This is a genomic window from Emticicia sp. 21SJ11W-3, assembly GCF_024138715.1.
GTDB lineage: Bacteria > Bacteroidota > Bacteroidia > Cytophagales > Spirosomataceae > Emticicia > Emticicia fluvialis.
Genome location: NZ_CP092074.1, coordinates 228227 through 245930, shown reverse-complemented (window position 1 = coordinate 245930; position 17704 = coordinate 228227). Strand labels below are relative to the sequence as shown.

16 protein-coding genes are annotated in these 17704 nt (G+C 41.8%); 2 read left to right on the top strand and 14 right to left on the bottom strand.

Annotation, left to right across the window (positions count from 1 at the left end; all coding sequences use genetic code 11):
• Nucleotides 1-141: 141 nt before the first annotated feature.
• The 8 genes from rfbA to MB380_RS01025 all read right to left on the bottom strand — a co-directional run bounded on the left by rfbA (nucleotide 142) and on the right by MB380_RS01025 (nucleotide 7416).
• Nucleotides 142-999: a glucose-1-phosphate thymidylyltransferase RfbA gene (rfbA, locus tag MB380_RS01060; protein ID WP_101728218.1), complete on the bottom strand. Its 858-nt coding sequence runs from the start codon at nucleotides 997-999 to the stop codon at nucleotides 142-144.
• Between the two features lie 217 nt (nucleotides 1000-1216).
• Entirely contained in the window at nucleotides 1217-2257 is a 1041-nt protein-coding gene (pseI, locus tag MB380_RS01055; RefSeq protein WP_253532266.1) for a pseudaminic acid synthase, read from the bottom strand.
• Nucleotides 2254-3273 (bottom strand): GNAT family N-acetyltransferase, encoded by a 1020-nt coding sequence (locus MB380_RS01050; RefSeq protein WP_253532264.1) that lies wholly within the window; start codon nucleotides 3271-3273, stop codon nucleotides 2254-2256. Before MB380_RS01050 ends, pseI begins: the two co-directional genes overlap by 4 nt.
• A complete protein-coding gene (gene pseF, locus MB380_RS01045; RefSeq protein ID WP_253532262.1) occupies nucleotides 3270-3956 on the bottom strand; it encodes a pseudaminic acid cytidylyltransferase in 687 nt (228 codons plus the stop codon). The genes MB380_RS01050 and pseF overlap by 4 nt, the downstream gene beginning before the upstream one ends.
• A gap of 7 nt (nucleotides 3957-3963) precedes the next feature.
• Nucleotides 3964-4596: a pseudaminic acid biosynthesis-associated methylase gene (locus tag MB380_RS01040; protein ID WP_253532260.1), complete on the bottom strand. Its 633-nt coding sequence runs from the start codon at nucleotides 4594-4596 to the stop codon at nucleotides 3964-3966.
• On the bottom strand, nucleotides 4593-5780 hold the full coding sequence (gene pseC, locus MB380_RS01035) for a UDP-4-amino-4,6-dideoxy-N-acetyl-beta-L-altrosamine transaminase (protein ID WP_253532250.1): 1188 nt from the start codon (nucleotides 5778-5780) through the stop codon (nucleotides 4593-4595). Before pseC ends, MB380_RS01040 begins: the two co-directional genes overlap by 4 nt.
• The gene (pseB, locus tag MB380_RS01030) at nucleotides 5781-6800 is read right to left on the bottom strand and encodes a UDP-N-acetylglucosamine 4,6-dehydratase (inverting) (RefSeq protein WP_253532248.1); all 1020 of its coding nucleotides are present in this window, start codon (nucleotides 6798-6800) and stop codon (nucleotides 5781-5783) included. It abuts the gene before it with no gap.
• 358 nt (nucleotides 6801-7158) lie between these two features.
• On the bottom strand, nucleotides 7159-7416 hold the full coding sequence (locus MB380_RS01025; protein WP_253532242.1) for a hypothetical protein: 258 nt from the start codon (nucleotides 7414-7416) through the stop codon (nucleotides 7159-7161).
• A gap of 1 nt (nucleotide 7417) precedes the next feature.
• Between MB380_RS01025 and MB380_RS01020 the strand changes: the two genes are divergently transcribed.
• Nucleotides 7418-9028, top strand: coding sequence for an IS1634 family transposase (locus MB380_RS01020; RefSeq protein WP_253523758.1), 1611 nt, complete (start codon nucleotides 7418-7420; stop codon nucleotides 9026-9028).
• Nucleotides 9029-9375: 347 nt separating this feature from the next.
• Here MB380_RS01020 and MB380_RS01015 read toward each other — a convergent pair whose 3' ends face one another.
• The 5 genes from MB380_RS01015 to MB380_RS00995 form a co-directional block, all read right to left on the bottom strand.
• On the bottom strand, nucleotides 9376-10917 hold the full coding sequence (locus tag MB380_RS01015) for a Do family serine endopeptidase (RefSeq protein WP_253532241.1): 1542 nt from the start codon (nucleotides 10915-10917) through the stop codon (nucleotides 9376-9378).
• Nucleotides 10918-11182: 265 nt separating this feature from the next.
• Entirely contained in the window at nucleotides 11183-11614 is a 432-nt protein-coding gene (locus MB380_RS01010; RefSeq protein WP_101728226.1) for an Hsp20/alpha crystallin family protein, read from the bottom strand.
• Nucleotides 11615-11893: 279 nt separating this feature from the next.
• Nucleotides 11894-12622 carry an SOS response-associated peptidase gene (locus MB380_RS01005; protein ID WP_253532239.1) on the bottom strand — a complete coding sequence of 243 codons (729 nt, stop codon included), beginning with the start codon at nucleotides 12620-12622 and terminating at the stop codon, nucleotides 11894-11896.
• A gap of 165 nt (nucleotides 12623-12787) precedes the next feature.
• Nucleotides 12788-13264, bottom strand: coding sequence for a hypothetical protein (locus tag MB380_RS01000; protein WP_143706146.1), 477 nt, complete (start codon nucleotides 13262-13264; stop codon nucleotides 12788-12790).
• Between the two features lie 108 nt (nucleotides 13265-13372).
• The gene (locus MB380_RS00995; protein WP_253532237.1) at nucleotides 13373-14767 is read right to left on the bottom strand and encodes a BamA/TamA family outer membrane protein; all 1395 of its coding nucleotides are present in this window, start codon (nucleotides 14765-14767) and stop codon (nucleotides 13373-13375) included.
• Between the two features lie 167 nt (nucleotides 14768-14934).
• On the opposite strand from MB380_RS00995, the gene MB380_RS00990 reads away from it, so the two are divergent.
• On the top strand, nucleotides 14935-16149 hold the full coding sequence (locus MB380_RS00990; protein WP_253532227.1) for an acyl-CoA dehydrogenase family protein: 1215 nt from the start codon (nucleotides 14935-14937) through the stop codon (nucleotides 16147-16149).
• A gap of 7 nt (nucleotides 16150-16156) precedes the next feature.
• Here the strand turns inward: MB380_RS00990 and MB380_RS00985 are convergent, their stop codons facing one another.
• Nucleotides 16157-17359 carry a PAS domain-containing sensor histidine kinase gene (locus MB380_RS00985; RefSeq protein WP_253532225.1) on the bottom strand — a complete coding sequence of 401 codons (1203 nt, stop codon included), beginning with the start codon at nucleotides 17357-17359 and terminating at the stop codon, nucleotides 16157-16159.
• Between the last annotated feature and the right edge of the window lie 345 nt (nucleotides 17360-17704).

The window sequence follows — 17704 nt, the reverse complement described above, 5'->3', positions numbered from 1 at the left end:
CGATGTGTTTTCTGTTCACAGTCAGGTTGTGTTGTCAAAGCAGAAAGATATTTTGGTTAGGCGCAGAATTAGTTTCCATTAAAGAAACACTCTGCCTGTTTTCTTTTTAAAGAATTTCAGCAACAACAAAATATATGAATATCAGATTAAATTCAACAAATATTGACCATACCCGCTTTTAACAAGGGGCTTGGCTATGGTTTCAAGCTGGCCTGCATCTATAAAGCCCATTCTGTACGCCACCTCTTCAATGCAACCAATTTTAAGGCCTTGTCTTTCTTCTATAACCTGTACAAACTGTGCGGCTTGCATTAAAGAAACAAACGTGCCGGTATCGAGCCAGGCAGTGCCTCGGTTCATAATACCTACACTAAGCCTGCCACTTTCAAGATACACTTTATTGATGTCGGTAATCTCCAGTTCGCCACGCGGTGATGGTTTTATGTTTCTGGCAATTTCTACCACGTTGTTATCATAGAAGTATAAACCCGGCACAGCAAAGTTTGACTTAGGCTTTTGAGGTTTTTCTTCAATAGATATGGCCTTACGGTTATCGTCAAACTCAATAACACCGTATCTTTCCGGGTCATGCACCTGGTAGGCAAACACAATGCCGCCGTCGGGGTTGGTGCTGCTCTGCAATAATTTGCTTAAACCGCTACCATAAAATATATTGTCGCCTAATACCAATGCCACACTGTCGTTACCGATAAAATCGGCACCTATGATAAAAGCCTGCGCCAGGCCGTCAGGCGATGGTTGTTCGGCATAGCTGAATTCACAACCTATTCTGCTCCCATCGCCCAATAACTTTTTGAAGTGAGGTAAATCATGAGGAGTAGAGATAATCAGAATCTCGCGGATTCCTGCCAACATAAGTATTGACAATGGGTAGTAAATCATTGGCTTATCATATACTGGCATTAACTGTTTACTCACAGCAAGTGTAAGCGGATGTAAACGGGTTCCAGAGCCTCCGGCGAGAATAATTCCTTTCATATGTTTAATATAAAGTAAAACGAAACTTTAAGATTTCGTGTCAGGTTAACTTAAACTGTAACGTAATCAAGAAGGTACTTTGGCGGAAAGTTAAATCTTTCTTACGTAATGGTATAGTAAATTTATAGAAAATTTATAAATAACCAGTAATTGAAAAATCCAGATTGAAGGATTAACGGGGTATCAAATACCCTGTTTGCCAGCCCAAACAAGTTTTTTATGATTCGACTGACTGCAACGGAGTACCGGCTTTTAAGTCTGTATGGCTGATTTTGCCTAGCAGCCCCTCATAGTATTTAGGCGGTAGTCCGTCTCCCGGGCGAATTACCCTTAAGTTTTCTTCAGTAAATGCCTCGCCCGATTTGATATCTTTTACTACATAAATTGAGCGTTTAAACAAAAGGCTTTTCTTTTCTGATTCCTGAACACCATACTGAATAACCCCCAACGACTGCCAGGCTCTTTCGGTTTCAATCACTAACGATTTCAGTTCGTCAGGTTCTAACGAAAAAGCTGAATCTACTCCGCCTTCGGCGCGGCTCAGGCAAAAGTGTTTTTCTATAACGGTTGCCCCCAATGTTACTGCTGCACATGGTACGCCAATGCCCATGGTGTGGTCACTCAGGCCTACTTCGCACTGAAACAAATCGCGCAGGTGTGGAATAGTACGAACATTAGAGTTTTCAGGACTGGCCGGATAGTTGCTTGTGCATTTCAGCAGCACCAGGTCTTTACAACCATTAGCCCGTAAAACAGCTACGGCTTCATCAAGGTTGGCCAGTGTACTGGCACCTGTTGACATAATGACGGGCTTTCCCGTCTGGGCAACCTTTTTCAACAGCGGGAAATGGTTGTTTTCAAAAGAAGCTATTTTATGCGCCGGTGTGCCCAGGTTTTCAAGAAAATCTACAGCCGTATCATCAAATGGGGTAGAAAAACAGATAATGTTATTGTCGGCGGCACATTTATACATGGCTTCGTGCCATTCCCAGGGGGTGTGCGCTTCTTCATACAATTCGTAAAGATTCCGGTTTTTCCAGAGCGAAGTATCGTCTTTGATATCAAAAAGCCCGCCTCTCTGGTTAATAGTTATGGTATCGGCTGTATAAGTCTGTAATTTAATGGCATCGGCCCCACATTCAGCGGCTGTCTTAATTATTTTCAGGGCTCTTTCTAAAGACTGATTATGATTGCCGCTCATTTCGGCAATTATAAATGGCTTATGGTTTTGCCCTATGCTGTAATTCGCTATTTTCATTGATTCCTCTTTGTATATAATACAGTTTCAAAGCCCTGATAATCTAAGTTTTTAGTAAACAAAAAGCCGGCACTTTTAAATGCGCCTATTGACCCTTTATTTTCGGTTTTTATGTACGCCTCAATGGTGTACCCGGGGTTTTCTCTTAAAAAATACCGCACAGCCCTTGTTAGCAATTGCCCAGCCAGCCCTTTACCTCTGAATGATTTATCAATCGATACACCAACAATGCTATTTTGCTTATCGGGGTTATTTTCAAATCTTACCTGCCCTATTGGCTGTTGGCGGGCATCTTCAAAAACAAGCATCAGGCAGTTGGGGTCTTTTATTTTTTTAAGAAACCACTGCCGGTGATTTTCAAGTACCACCGGCTGGCTGTTAAAAGATTGTTTCCGTACCTCTTCGTCATTAGTCCAGTTAAAATAGCGCATCAAATCGGCTTCATTGGCTGTTCTGATATTGATATCATTAAACTTTGAATGAATAAGCACATCAATAAATTTACCTTCAAACAAGCAGTGGCCTGGCAATGTGGCTTCTAAATGGTAATTACTTTTTTCAATAGCCACATACAAATGAGGCCTCAAATTAAAGGCATAAGTAAATATTTTATGCAGATTCAGCTCTTCAAAAGCAACTTTTTCAATTAAAGAAAGATACGTACGCCAGTGAAATTCGAAAAAATCTTTTTCGAGGCTGGTTTTCATGATAAACGATATCTCTGCGTGCCTGTCTGTCCAGTTAATATGTACCAATCCACCATAGCCAATGCAGGTGTCATTTTCAAGATAAGAGAAAAGCAACTGAGCTGGTTTGGCTGTTTCAAACAATTGAGCCACCACCTTATCAAAATACCATTCCTGCTGCTGAGTAGTAAGCGGGGCGGCCTGCCTTAAATGATAAATCTGCTCATTCCGCCACTGCATTATGTCATATTTATCCTGGTCTCGCAGAGGCACAATGGTATATTTTTCAGAACCAAATATCTGTTGCGTCAGGCAGGCATATTTTCTCATGGATTCATCAGTCTAAATTTCAGTTCAGCCAGTTTCCAGTCGGTTTCATTGTCAATGTCTTGTCCTTCAAGCTCGCTTATTTCAACCGCTCCTGAATTAGAGGTAATCAGTTTCTGGCTTTTCAGAAAAGAACTTACATGAAAGAAATAGAATTGCCCCGCATCATGATAGGTCTGGGGTAAATCCTGAGAGCGGGTAAGGGCATGTTGTGGCTCTACCCAACTGATTTGGTCTTGTTCTTTATAAAAAGCACGCTGAATTGGAAACGAAAAACGCTGAACAGGCAAGACGGTATCAAACCCATTGGCATTAAGCAGCGCATAAGCCTCCTTTAGCTTTTGAACAGACGTAAAGGGGGCAGTGGGGTAGATGCAACACCCGTACTGATAGCTTTTATTTATGGCTTGGTATTGGGTTAGCACCTCTGTTAATACAGCGGCGGTTGTGGCATAGTCATTGGCGTTTGCCGCCGACCGGAAAAAAGGGACACTGGCGCCAAATTGCCGGCTGACAGAGGCAATTTCGCTATCATCAGTAGATACCATTACCTCATCAAACAAACCACTTTTTAATGCAGCCTTTATGGAATAGGCAATAATAGGCTCTCCGCAAAAGTCTTTTACGTTTTTCCGAGGAATCCGCTTGCTTCCTCCTCTTGCCGGAATAATAGCTATATTGCCCATGTGCCTGTCAGTCTTTTTTCTGCATTAAAAACCAGGTGATGTCATCCTGAGGGAACGCCGGGTCTCTTCTATAAACAAAGCCGTAATCTACCAGGCTTAAATCAGGGTATTTCTCTAGCATTTCTCCGGCAAAATCTCGTTTGAAGAGCCTGTCTGTATGCCCGCGGTAGTTAATTGAGACCGGAGACGGGTTGTAATATTCACAAATGAGAATGTATCTGCCCGAGGTTTCATAGAGTTTCTGGTAAATGACAGGCAACACCTCAGGGTTGATATGAATCAAGACCCCTTTTATAAGCGCAACCTCATATTTTTTTACCGGCTCATACTCAAGAATAGAACCTTGAAAGACGTTCTCAGAACCTATAACTTTTCTTAATTCACCCGCAGCTTCTTCATTAATTTCAATACCTCCTAAATCAATGCCCGGATACAAAGCCTTGATGGCTCTGAGGTTCATACCGATATTAGCGCCAAACTCTATAAGAGATTTGGGTTTGCCTGCCTGATGCAAAGCTTTTACAAAGAAGTTGAGGTTAGACGCCAGATACTCCTGACTTTGATTACGCTGAATGTACTCATTACCAAAGCTACCCGCCCAAAACTCTTCCTGCGGTGTGATATAATTCTTTTCTATCATGGTTGGGTGTTCAGAAAATTAAGTATGGAATCTATAACAAAGTTTTGCTCGTCGGTTGTAAGGGTATGGTACATCGGAATACTCAAACAGCGCTTGTAATATGCTTCTGCCATTGGTCTGTCGCCTTCTTTCCAGCCTAAATCACGATAATAAGGCATAATATGCGAGGGTACGTAGTGTATCTGAGCCATAATATTATGCGCGTGCAGATGGTTATACAAACCCAGGCGGTTGTCTACCTCTATTACATACAGGTGATAGGCATGGCCTTCTACAACACCCGAATGCCCCTTAATGAAAGGACAATCTCTGAAGGCCGCATCGTACCGGGCTGCAATGGCTCTTCGGCTGGCCAGATTATGGTCAATCCTTTGTAACTGACTGCTGCCTAGCGCTGCCTGAAAATCGGTAATTCTGTAATTATAGCCAAGCGACTGCATTTCCATATACCAGCCGGGGTAGGCGTCTGCTCCGCCCGCCAGCTCAATGCTGTTGGTGTATAAGTTGGTGTCGCGCACAATACCGTGTGTTCTTAACTGAAGCAGTTTTTTGTACAGTTCTTCGTCATTGGTGGTTATCATGCCCCCTTCTCCGCAGGCAATGTGTTTAACAGGGTGAAACGAGAACACTGCCAGGTCGGCAAAATTACCATTTCCACAATATTGATTTACACCTTTTGAATCCTTGAAAAATCCACCCGGCGCATGGCAGGCGTCTTCAATTATCCAGAGGTTATATTCATCGGCCAGTTTCCGGAACTCTTCCATGTTAACGGCTCTTCCGGCAAAATCGACCGGGATAATTCCGGTATATGTTCCTTCGGGCGCGTTTTCCAGTAATGCTCTTACAGCGTTGATATCTAGCAGATAGGTTTCAGGGTCAATATCACCAAACACTATTTCGCCACCACAATAACGTACACAATTAGACGACGCCACAAAAGTAATGGGTGTGGCAATAACCTTTTGCCCCTCTTTTACACCCAATGCCAAAGTACATAAGTGCAGAGCTGCTGTGCCGTTTGAAACCGCCACGGCATAACGTGCGCCAATAAACCGGGCAAAGTTATCTTCAAACTCTTTTATTTTAGGCCCCTGTGTCAGATACGGACTTTTAAGGGTTTCAATAACAACGGCTATATCTTCTTCAGTTATATGTTGTTTTCCGTAGGGAATGACATTCATTTAAACACTAAAGTTTGAGTCGACATGTTCTTTAATCAATTTTCTCAGGCTCTCAACTGTTTCCCATTCTGTGTTTTCAGCAGATGTATATCTGAAGCCCACCGGTACCTTTTGCGCATTAAACGCGGCCGTAAAATCTTCAATTTTCCATTTATGCATAGAAGGCAGAATGGTAAAGTACTTACCCAGATCGTAGGTCAGGAACGAATCTGACTCTGTAATCATTTCTTCATGAATTTTCTCGCCGGGTCTTATTCCAACAATTTTTGTTTCGCATTCAGGCGCTATGGCCTCAGCCACATCCAGAATACGGTATGAAGGAATCTTAGGTATAAAAATTTCGCCTCCCCAGGCGTGTTCCAACGCATGCATGACCATGTCTACTCCACCTTGCAGAGAGATATTGAAGCGGGTCATGTTGGGGTCTGTAATAGGAATAATTCCTTCTTTACGCTTATTCATAAAGAAGGGAATAACCGAACCGTTTGACCCCATTACGTTGCCATAACGAACTACCGAAAACCGGATGGGGTTCCAGCCTTTTATGTTATTGGCTGCCACAAATAGTTTGTCTGATGCCAGCTTGGTGGCTCCGTAAAGATTGATAGGTGCACAGGCTTTGTCTGTCGATAAAGCCACTACCCTTTCTACATCTGTTTCCAGGCAGGCATTGATAACGTTCTCTGCACCTAAAACATTGGTTTTTACACATTCCATCGGGTTATACTCTGCAATGTGCACGTGTTTCATGGCTGCGGCATGAATCACGTAATCAACCCCACGTAAGGCTCGCTTCAGGCGTTCAAAATCACGTACATCGCCTATAAAGTACCTCATTTGCGGATACTTGCTGTCGGGGTATTCCTGCGCCATCTGAAATTGTTTTTGCTCATCTCTTGAAAAGATGATTAATTTCTTTATTTCAGGATGCCTGCTTAATATATGCTTAGTAAGCGCTTTACCTAACGAGCCTGTTCCTCCGGTAATAAGGATTGATTTATCTTTCAGCGTAAATGACATAGAATGTTTAAGTTTGGCTCAAAAAATATCAAAGGTAAATTTATGATATAACCCTGATGATATTTTTTTAACAGTTCACTAACCCATGAGTGCATGAAGGCACAAAATTAGTTAAGATTGAACGAAAAAAGAACAGAACAGCCAACTACTTCTATTGATACACGGTATTGGCAGAGGATTTGATTCAATAATCAGAAACTGGCATCATAAAACATATAAGGCATTTTGTGAAAACCCATTACGGCTTTTACAGTGTGATATAAACAAAAAGCAGTAGCAATTTTTGAATTACTACTGCTTTTTAAAGCAATATCTGATTGTAAGGGCCTGATTATTAATACCTGATGGCACCCTGGTACTATTCTAAAGAAACGCCATAACAAACCGTGCGTGATATGCTTTGGTAAGTGCCGCAAATCAATACGCCATCGTCTCCATTTTCTTTTGCATTTTTGATGGCTTCTTTAAATTCACTCTTAAGTTTGACAGTTGTTTTTGGAAAAAGCTCTTGGATGGCTAACTGGGGGCTATTTTGGCTATTTTTCGGAAAAAGTGTAGAGAGCCGATTGTGTTTTTGTCTATTGACATTCAAAGCTATATGGTTGTAATTTTGCATTATGGCATATTTGAAAGTAGAGAGAAAGCAATCAGGCACTTATTTGCGCATTTTGGAGAGTTTCCGAAATGGGTCAGGGAAGCCTAGTTCGAGGGTTTTGTATTCTCTTGGTAAGGTTGAAGATTATAAGCCTGAAGAACTTCGTAACATTGGCATCAGATTTTACGAATTAGGTGGAGGAGAGTTGAAGACTATTTTGGAAGGGGACCTAATCGAATTAGGTCGATACAATTATGGTTATCAAAAAGTATTTGGTTATGCCCTGGAGCAGTATGGGTTAAGGCTTCTTTTGGATCGTCTTCAGCAAAAGAGCAAGCTTCAGTTCAGTCTTTTTGACAGTGTATTTCTGATGCTTTTGGAACGACTGCAAAGCCCTTGCAGCAAACGCAGCAACTTTCAGCATCGTGATGAGTACATAAACCTTCCCGAATTGTCATTACAGCACTTGTATCGGGCTCTGGATAAGTTGGCTCAGTATACTGAGTTAATCCAGCAGCAGATTTTTCAAACGGGTCGGAATCTTTTCAATCAAAGCCTGGATGTGGTATTTTATGATGTAACGACCTTCTACTTTGCCAGCGAAGTTGAGAAAGAAGGACAACTTAGACAAATGGGTTTTGGTAAGGATGGCAAAATAGGTAAAACACAAGTTCTTTTTTGTATGCTCATAGACCACCTGAAAAACCCTATCGGTTATAGGGTTTTCAAAGGCAACACCTATGAAGGGGATACTTTTAGGGAAGCACTGGGCGACCTTAAAAAGCGATACCAGATTGACAAAGTAATTGTAGTAGCCGATAGGGGGATGCTTTCAAAGAAAAACCTGGAAATAACAAATAGCAAAGGCTACGAATTTATCATTGGAGAACGTTTGAAAAGCCTGCCCCAAAAAACGCAGCAAACCCTACTCGACTTAAAGAATTACCATCAGCAGTGGATATACAAAGATGCTACCGGACAAGATGTTTTGATTCGCTACACCACATTAAAACAGGAAGGCAAGACCTTTATTACTACCTACTCGGCAAAAAGAGCGGCCAAAGACAAGCAAGACCGGGAAGATAAACTACAGCACGCACAGCACCTCTTGAAGAACCCTTCGAAAATCAACAATAAAGCCACCAGATTCTTCTTAAAATCAGATGAAAACCAGAAATATAGCCTGAATGAAGAAAAAATAAAGGTCTCCGAAAAGTATGATGGGTTTTTAGCTATAAGCACCAATAATCAAAGCATGCCGGTAGCCGAAGTTCTGGACCAATACAAACAACTATTCAAAATAGAACATAGCTTCAGAACCTTCAAATCCCATCTGGAAACCAGGCCCATGTTTCACTGGACAGACCAGCGAATCGAAGGACATATATGCCTGTGTTACATAGCCTTCGCCATACAAAACTTTGTCTTACAAAAAATTAACCGCGATAAAAATGTAATCACTGAAAAAGGGTTGAGGGATACCCTTGACAAAATGCAAGTAAGCCTGATAGAAAATAACGGAGCCAAATCTTATCTAAGGTCTATGCCAACAGAAAACGAAAAAACTATCCTCCAAAAACTGGGCTTAAAACCAATATTACCCATACAAACGCAAGCAAAGTTTAAAATCTGAACTCGCACTCCAAATAACGGTTTGTAGAGAGCCGATTGGATATTCATGTGCCTTATTATCAGCCACTTATCCCAAAATCGTGTCAAACTCAAGAAATTAGTTAAGATTGAACGAAAAAAGAACAGAACAGCCAACTACTTCTATTGATACACGGTATTGGCAGAGGATTTGATTCAATAATCAGAAACTGGCATCATAAAACATATAAGGCATTTTGTGAAAACCCATTACGGCTTTTACAGTGTGATATAAACAAAAAGCAGTAGCAATTTTTGAATTACTACTGCTTTTTAAAGCAATATCTGATTGTAAGGGCCTGATTATTAATACCTGATGGCACCCTGGTACTATTCTAAAGAAACGCCATAACAAACCGTGCGTGATATGCTTTGGTAAGTGCCGCAAATCAATACGCCATCGTCTCCATTTTCTTTTGCATTTTTGATGGCTTCTTTAAATTCACTGACCGATTTAATTTTGCGCTCACCTACTTTCAAAACAATAAATCCTTCACGCATTTCGGTATAATCGGCAATATCGCCATCATAAATTCTTTTTACTACTACACCGCCCTGAACACCCAGTTTTTGTTTTTCTGCCGGCGTTAGGTCAGACAGCTCTACCCCTAGTTTTTCAAAAGCTCTGTCGGCTTCAACAGCTTCTTTTTTCAGAATGTCGCGTCCGCCGTCTCTGTTACGTAGCACTACATCAAAATCTTTTGGTTTGCCGTCGCGTATTACGGTAACCATTGCTGATTCACCCGGACGTTTACGACCAATCATTTCCTGTAATCTTGGGCCGCTTTTGGTTTCAACACCATCAACTTTCACAATTACGTCACCTTTTTTGATACCTGCGGCTTTAGCAGCGCCGTTTTCAATTACGTCAGCTACATAGATACCCGATGTTTCTTTTGAACCAACTTCTTCAGCTCTTTTGCCGTCAAGCTCCAACAGGTTAATGCCTAAGTATCCGCGTTGAACATTACCGTATTTCACGATGTCGGCAGTTACTTTTTTCACAATGCTTGAAGGCACCGCAAATGCATAACCTGCATAAGCGCCGTTAGGGCTGGCTATGGCAGTATTAATACCTATTAACTCACCTTTCAGGTTCACCAGAGCCCCACCACTGTTGCCGGGATTCACGGCGGCATCAGTCTGAATAAATGATTCAATGGCGTCTGATGTTCTTTGCTGGCGGTCGTCGCTGTTACGTCTGAACATTTGTTGTTTTTGCGCCAGAATACCAATATTGCGGCCTTTGGCACTTACAATACCTGCTGTTACTGTTGACTCGAGATTGAAAGGGTTACCTACGGCCAATACCCACTCGCCAACTTTTACGTTATCTGAGTTGGCAAACGACATGGCAGGAAAACCACTGCCATCTATTTTAATAACAGCGATGTCTGTTGAAGGGTCAGTACCCAGCACTTTGGCTTTGTAGGTTTTGTGGTCTGAAGTAATAACCTCCAGCTCGTCAGCTCCTTCTACTACGTGGTTGTTTGTGGCAATGTAGCCATCTGCCGCTATAATTACTCCGGAACCTGAAGATTCCTGTTGCTGGCTTCCGCCCCGGGGGACTCCGAAACCGAATGGGGAATCATCGCCGAATAAATCATCAAACATAGAGCGTTGCTGACGCACCATACGAGACGACTTGGCCTTAATGTGTACTACTGATGGCGTTGAAAGTTCTGCTGCATAGGTAAAGTCGCCGGGAACGGCCGCTCCGCCTGAATAGTTAGCTAGTCTGTTGATAGCAGGAGTTGAAGATGACTCATTAAAAATAACATCTTTTCCTTCAAGACCCAACATACGATAACCACCTATGGTAACGATACTACTTGCAATAGCAATACCGATTGTTTTTAATGTGTTGTTCATAGTTCTGGAAGCTAATTTAAAACTGAATTATTCTGATTACACTGACCGGAAACCGGTCATTAGTAAAATATTATCAAATCCTGTCTTCTTTCTTTTAGGGTACAAATAAAATTATACTAACGCTTTGTACAAATTTAACGCAAAAGTATTTATGATAATTCGTAGCCGGCGGTATTTTTAACAAATTTTAACTAGGGGTATGCAGTATGCAACAAAAGGCAAGAAACCTTGCAGAATCTTGCCTTTGTTGTAAATCACACTTAAATTAAGCTATTTCAATCAGGCGAGGCTCTTTTGGTTTTGCCTCTTCTTTTTTGGGCAATTCAAGCGCTAAAACGCCATCATTATATGCTGCTGCAATTTTTTCGCTGTCTACAGTTTTCGGTAATGTAAACGAACGCTTGAATGAAGAGTAGTTAAACTCTTTGCGTGTGTACTTACCGTTGTTCTGGGTTTGTTCTGTTTCACTTTTTTGTTCAACTGAAATGGTCAATACATTTTCATGAACATTGATTTTGAAATCTTCTTTTTTTAATCCCGGAGCAGCCAGTTCTAGTTTATATAAGTTTTCGTTCTCCAGGACGTTAACAGCCGGGAATGAATGTTGGTGTGTTGGCGCAACGCGCTCAAAGTCGTTCAAAAAGTTTTCTAATAATGATGGGAATGCAGGTGCGAAACTTCTAACTAATGTTGCCATGGTTTTATAAATTTAATATTGTTTAACATTTTTATTTGCCACTCCGTTGTGGCTACGGATTCGTAATATACAATTTGTGTACCACCCGTAAAACAATGACAAAGTGGCTGCATACCGCATTTTACACGTTATTTTTCATGCCAATTTGACACATACCCTGTTTTGAACACTGCTAAAACGGCATAAAAAAAATAGTGGAACCGGTCTGTGACCAATTCCACTATGCCAAATGCTTTTTTACCTGACTTATTACGTTTATTATCTCATTTAAGAAAGTACTTAAAACAAACTGGTTTGCATAAATTCCGGATAGGTGTATGGCTTTAGTACAGCGGGTGTGTCAGAATTTTTTTCTGTGATATGCCTGCCAATGGTGTAAGCATCCATTTTATGCGCATCAAAGGGCTTCATAAATGCCTGAATGGAGGTAGCATCAAATCCGCCGGTGAGCCAGTCATTCTCTGTTTCTTCGGTTAATATTACCGGCATTCGTTGTTTCAGATTATGGATTCTGGCCATCAGCGGATTGGCCTCTGTAGTAAGAATAGAAAACGTGTCTTTGGTGGCTCCGGTGTCATGGTCTGTCCAGGTATCCCATATTCCAGCCATACTAAAAACTTCACCGCTTTTGAGATAAATAAAATATGGGTATTTTTTTCCTTTAATGTCCTGCCATTCAAAATAACCTGTAGCTGGTATCAGACAATGTCTTCTGCGGGCTGCGTCTTCAAAAGATGGTTTTTCAAATATACTTTCAATGCGGGCATTTATGGTATTCTTCTTTAGTTCGTCTGCCTGCAAGTTGCTTCTGGCCCATGATGGAATCAGCCCCCAATGCATCAATTGCAGTGCATCTGGCTCAATACCAGTAATAACCGGCCATACCTGGTAGTTATAAGCATTGTTATGATACACCGGTAGCAGCTCTTTGATTTTTTGCCAACTCTGAAGCCGGTACCTTTCGGCAATTACCTGTGGTTTTTGATTAAGCGATAAATGACTGCACATAGCTACATTTAAATAAATTAGGCCTGAATACAAAGGGCGCCAGTAAATCAATGCTGATGGCCGGGCTTTAAAACCGCCCTGTAAATACAAAAGGCACCCGTTAAGTGCCTTTTTTGTTTTGAGATGCCTTGCAGGCAGAGGTATTGAGCGCCGCCCTGCACATATTTAAATAGACTTTGGTGGTTGAGAGAACCTAATCTCCAACCCTCTGTCTAACTTGTTTTTAACAACTTTAATGCTCACCTGCCCTGCAGGTTTGATGGCCCATACCAGACTAGGATTCTCAGAAACCGGTTTTCCGTACCTGACCGTAAACAAGTCAGACAGCTCCCGTTTGAGTTTTTCATTGGTGTCGTCGGTATTCATGTAAATATCAAGACCAATACCCGAAACGCGATTCTGGCTGTTTTTTTCATACAGTATATCTACCGTTTCAAGGTTTTCGGTGTCAAAAGAATAACCCAGATGAGATTCATCCTCTTCAAAGAGCTCAACAGTTTCTTTTTTCCTGACATCTTCAATTGAGTCGCCGAATTTTACACCTCTAAGCAATCCTTCGCCAGTACCCATAATTGTACGCGCCAGATTCTGAACATTAGTGGTTGCAGGCGCATCTGTTGGTTGCACTTCTTTTGATTCCACTTTTTGGTTTTCTTGGGGGTTACTACAAGCAAGGATGAACAAAATTAATACAAAAATGTAGACTTTCATGGATTTGTTTGAATTATAACAATATTTATTGTTCCGTATTTAAAAATCTCTGGTTACTGCAAAAAACACTCTTCTCTCTCCTAAACCATTTAATGAATAATTTACCCGCCCCACCACGTTATAAAACGTTACAACATCAAGGCCAATGCCTGCTCCGGTTATCAGTTTATTGGCCAATCGGCTATTATTGAGCGCTGAATAACGGTTTCTAACGTACCCAACGTCGATAAATGAATTTAAGTATGCCGCGAGTGGAAAAGTATTAAATTGCTTTATCTTAAGGTATCGTTTCAGGTCAAAGGTACGGTTAAACAGGTTGTACTTCAAGTTAGTTTTCAGAAGACCATATTGCTGGCCGTCAATTACGTACAGCTCGTAGCCCCGCACAAGGTCATTTCGGTAACCCAGCCCCAGTGTTTGTAAAAACGGTTGTTTCTGAGGGAAAGACATCCGCCCTCTCAGGCTGTAATTGGCATAAAATTTCTTACCTAGTGGTATATACTGCGTGTAAGCAGCCGCAATACTAAACAGATTAACGTTATCGGTAGGCAACAAACCATATTTGGCTGCCGAAAAACTTATCAGGTACCCGTCGAGCGCATATTGGCGGTTGTCGCGTTTATCATAAATATAAGCATAACTAGCCAGAAAGTAACTCTGTTTTTGCCTGGCAAGAAGAAAATAATCAGGGTTAAGCGCTGCTATGGTATCTCCAATCTGGACCTGCGTATAACTCAATTCTAATTGCTGGCTCTGATAAAAGCCTTTTCTCTGGCTGAAGACAGAATACAGATACAGCCGCTCACGCTGCCGGGCTTCGCTCTGAAAAAACTGCAGCTTATCTTGCCAGGTGCGGTAGGCCATTGTTTTGTTCATTACATACAAGGCCCCCAGCGAAATACGTTTGGTAAGTTCTTTGTCCAGATAAGGCGTTGAGTACGCCACTTCAAAATTAGGCACAAATCCAAATTCGGCCCTTAGTTTCAGTTGGTCATTATTGCCCGTCAGGTTTGAGTGCCTGCTGTAAACGCCAAAAATGGTTCGGCTTAAATCGCGGCGACGTTCATACCACCATTCGTTAAAGTTGCGGTCGGCCAGATAAAAAACCGGATACGCCACAAAATAGAGCCTCTCTTTTACTTCAATCTCAACATCAATTACTGTGCTGCTTACTTCGGCAACGGCAATATTAACTGTAATAAACAGATTCGTGTTAACAATCTTCCGGCGGTCGGTTTCAAGCACATCTGTCAGCGTTGCTTTGTTAAGACTGTCTCCTTCTCTTACAGCCACCTCGCGCATAATAATTTTGGCTTTGGTGCGTGTATTGCCCTTAATTAATATCTGCCTTACATAAACGGAGTCTTGCGCAAAGCCGAGACAGCCGAAATGTGTCAGCAAACCAAACAGAAAAAAAAGGCTGAATTTACTCATTCAATGCAGGCAGATAGGAAATTTTGTTTCAGAACAGAAAGGCGGAATCAAATTCTAAAATCCAAAATTAAGGTATTTTCTACGAATAATCTTAAAATTTCAGAAATCAATACAGGAAAACTAAATTATTACCATATTTACGCATTCAACCTAAAAAACCATATTGTATGGAGCGCCTTTTCATTACCGATAAAATAAGCAAACTATTACCCAGAATTAAAGAATTTGTTGTCAATGAATTATATCCGCTGGAAACCACTGAAAATCTGACGCATAATTTCTCATACATAGAGCCTGTTCTTCAACAAAAGCGGGAACTTGTAAAAAAGGCGGGGCTATGGGGCTTGCATTTGCCTAAAGCTGACGGGGGACTTGAGTTAAGCCTTTGCGAATTTGGACAGATTAGCGAAATACTGGCCATGACGCCCTTTGGCCATTTTGTGTTTAACACACAGGCACCCGATATTGGCAATACAGAGCTGATGCACAAATATGCCCCAGCACATTTGAAAGACCAGTACCTGAAACCCCTGATGGAAGGGGATATCAGAAGTTGTTTTTCTATGACAGAGCCCGAATTTGCAGGCTCTAACCCTACCCGCATGGGAACCACTGCCGTAAAAGACGGAAACGATTATGTAATTAACGGGCACAAATGGTTTACGTCTTCAGCTGATGGCGCCGCTTTTGCTATTGTAATGGCGGTAACGAGTCCGGATGCTGCGCCGCACAAAAGAGCCAGCCAGATACTGGTACCTACCGATGCCCCGGGCTTTACCCTTGTAAGAAACATACCGATTATGGGCCATGCCGGCGACAGCTGGGCAAGCCATGCCGAAGTTATGTATGAAAACGTGCGTGTGCCACAGGCCAACCTTATTGGAGCAGAGGGTAGCGGTTTCTTACTGGCACAGGAAAGACTAGGACCCGGAAGAATACACCACTGTATGCGTTTTATTGGCATAGCCGAAAGAAGTTTTGAGCTGATGTGCCATTACGCCGTTTCAAGAGAAATGGAAGAAGGGGTTGTTTTGGGCGAAAAACAGTTTATTCAGGGCTTTATTGCCGAAAGCCGTGCTGAGATTGATGCCGCCCGACTGCTGGTTTTAAGAACCGCCAAAAATATAGACGAGCAGGGCGCCGCAGCCGTACGCGATGAGATATCTATGATAAAATTCTTTACGGCCAACATGATGCTGAGGGTAATTGACAGAGCAATACAGACGCACGGAGCGTTGGGCATGACCAACGACATACTGCTGGCACACTGGTACTCGCACGAAAGGGCTGCCCGTATTTATGACGGTGCGGATGAGGTGCACAAAGCCGCACTTGCCCGCGGTATTCTGAAAGGCTATGGGCTTGATGTAAGAAAGAAATAACTTGAAGCTAGGCCTCATGCAGCACAATTCTGAAAGTAGTGCCTTTATCCGTTTGCGTTTCTTTCACAAAAAGTTTACCATCATGGTAGTTTTCAATAATACGCTTGGCAAGTGTTAAGCCAAGCCCCCAGCCTCTTTTTTTGGTACTGAACCCCGGCTTAAATATTTTACGCAGATTGGCCGGGGTAATACCCTTACCTGTATCGCGGATATCAATGGCTATCCTGCTTTTTGTTAAGGGCATAAGGCTTACAAATAATTCTCCTTTGCCGCTCATGGCGTCAACTGCATTTTTGCAGAGGTTTTCTATTACCCATTCAAATAAATGCCTGTTTACTTCCACTCTGGTTTCGGCAGGTATGCGGCTTTCAAAATGAACCTTTACCTTGGTAGAAATTCTTCTTTCAAGATATTTCAACGACTGCTCAACCATTTCGGGCAATGTTTCCTGACTCATTTGCGGCACAGACCCGATGTTTGAAAAACGAGTGGTGATAGTCTCCAAACGTTTTACGTCTTTCTCCATTTCATCGCCAATAGACGTATCAAAATCAGGATTTGACCGCAATACCTCAACCCACGCCATCAAGGCAGAAATCGGCGTACCGAGCTGATGCGCCGTTTCTTTAGCCAACCCAACCCAGACACGGTTTTGTTCTGCCTTACGAGACGAACTGTAAGCAATATAAGCCATTGAACCAAAGACCAGAAACGTAGCCAGCAATATGTATGGGAAGTATCGTAATTGTTTTACCACTACCGAGTTGCTGTAATACACATAGCCAATGTCTCTGCCTACCACAAACTGTATAGGCGGATGCTCCTGCCCCATAGCAGCTACCATTTTATACTTAAAATCCATTTTATCCTCTGCTGTCCATTTCTTTTTCTTGTCTTCCAGCTCGGGTATATTCTGCGAATACTCAGACGGCACACCGTTCAGAACTATTATCATAGGCACGGTTTCATTGGCTTCGAGCATTTCCTGTACGTAGGTATACTGGCAATCTTTTCCGTTCTCCTGAATGGTAAAGCCTATACCAGCTGCGTAGAGAGACGCATACTTCTTTTCACGGTCTTCAACCTGCTGCCCCAGCTGGTTAAAATAATACAATACGGCTGCACCTATTATCAGTAAAAGAAAAATCAGTACGAATCTCCAACCCGTAACCTGCTCATATATATTTACAAATACCTCTCTGCGTGCCATTTACTAAATAAGTTTGACTGGTTTTTATGATAAAACTGCATGTTTTTCAGATAATCTGCTAATTAACGCATAAAACTTTAACGATAACAGCACCATTTTTAGTTTGGCCCAACTCACATTACAGACAGATATACTTTGCACGGGGCAGAAGTATTTTGTTTTTTCACTATTTTTGCAATTATTATTGATTCGAAACCTGTTTAAACTTATTTCTTTAGTCTGCAAATGGCTATTTTTAGACTCATATTTCAGTAATTTGTTTCGTCTGTAGCGATGCTACGAACTCAAAAATTACTTTATCTGAGCAAAAATATCTCATTTTCGGCACTGAATTAAAAGTTCAAA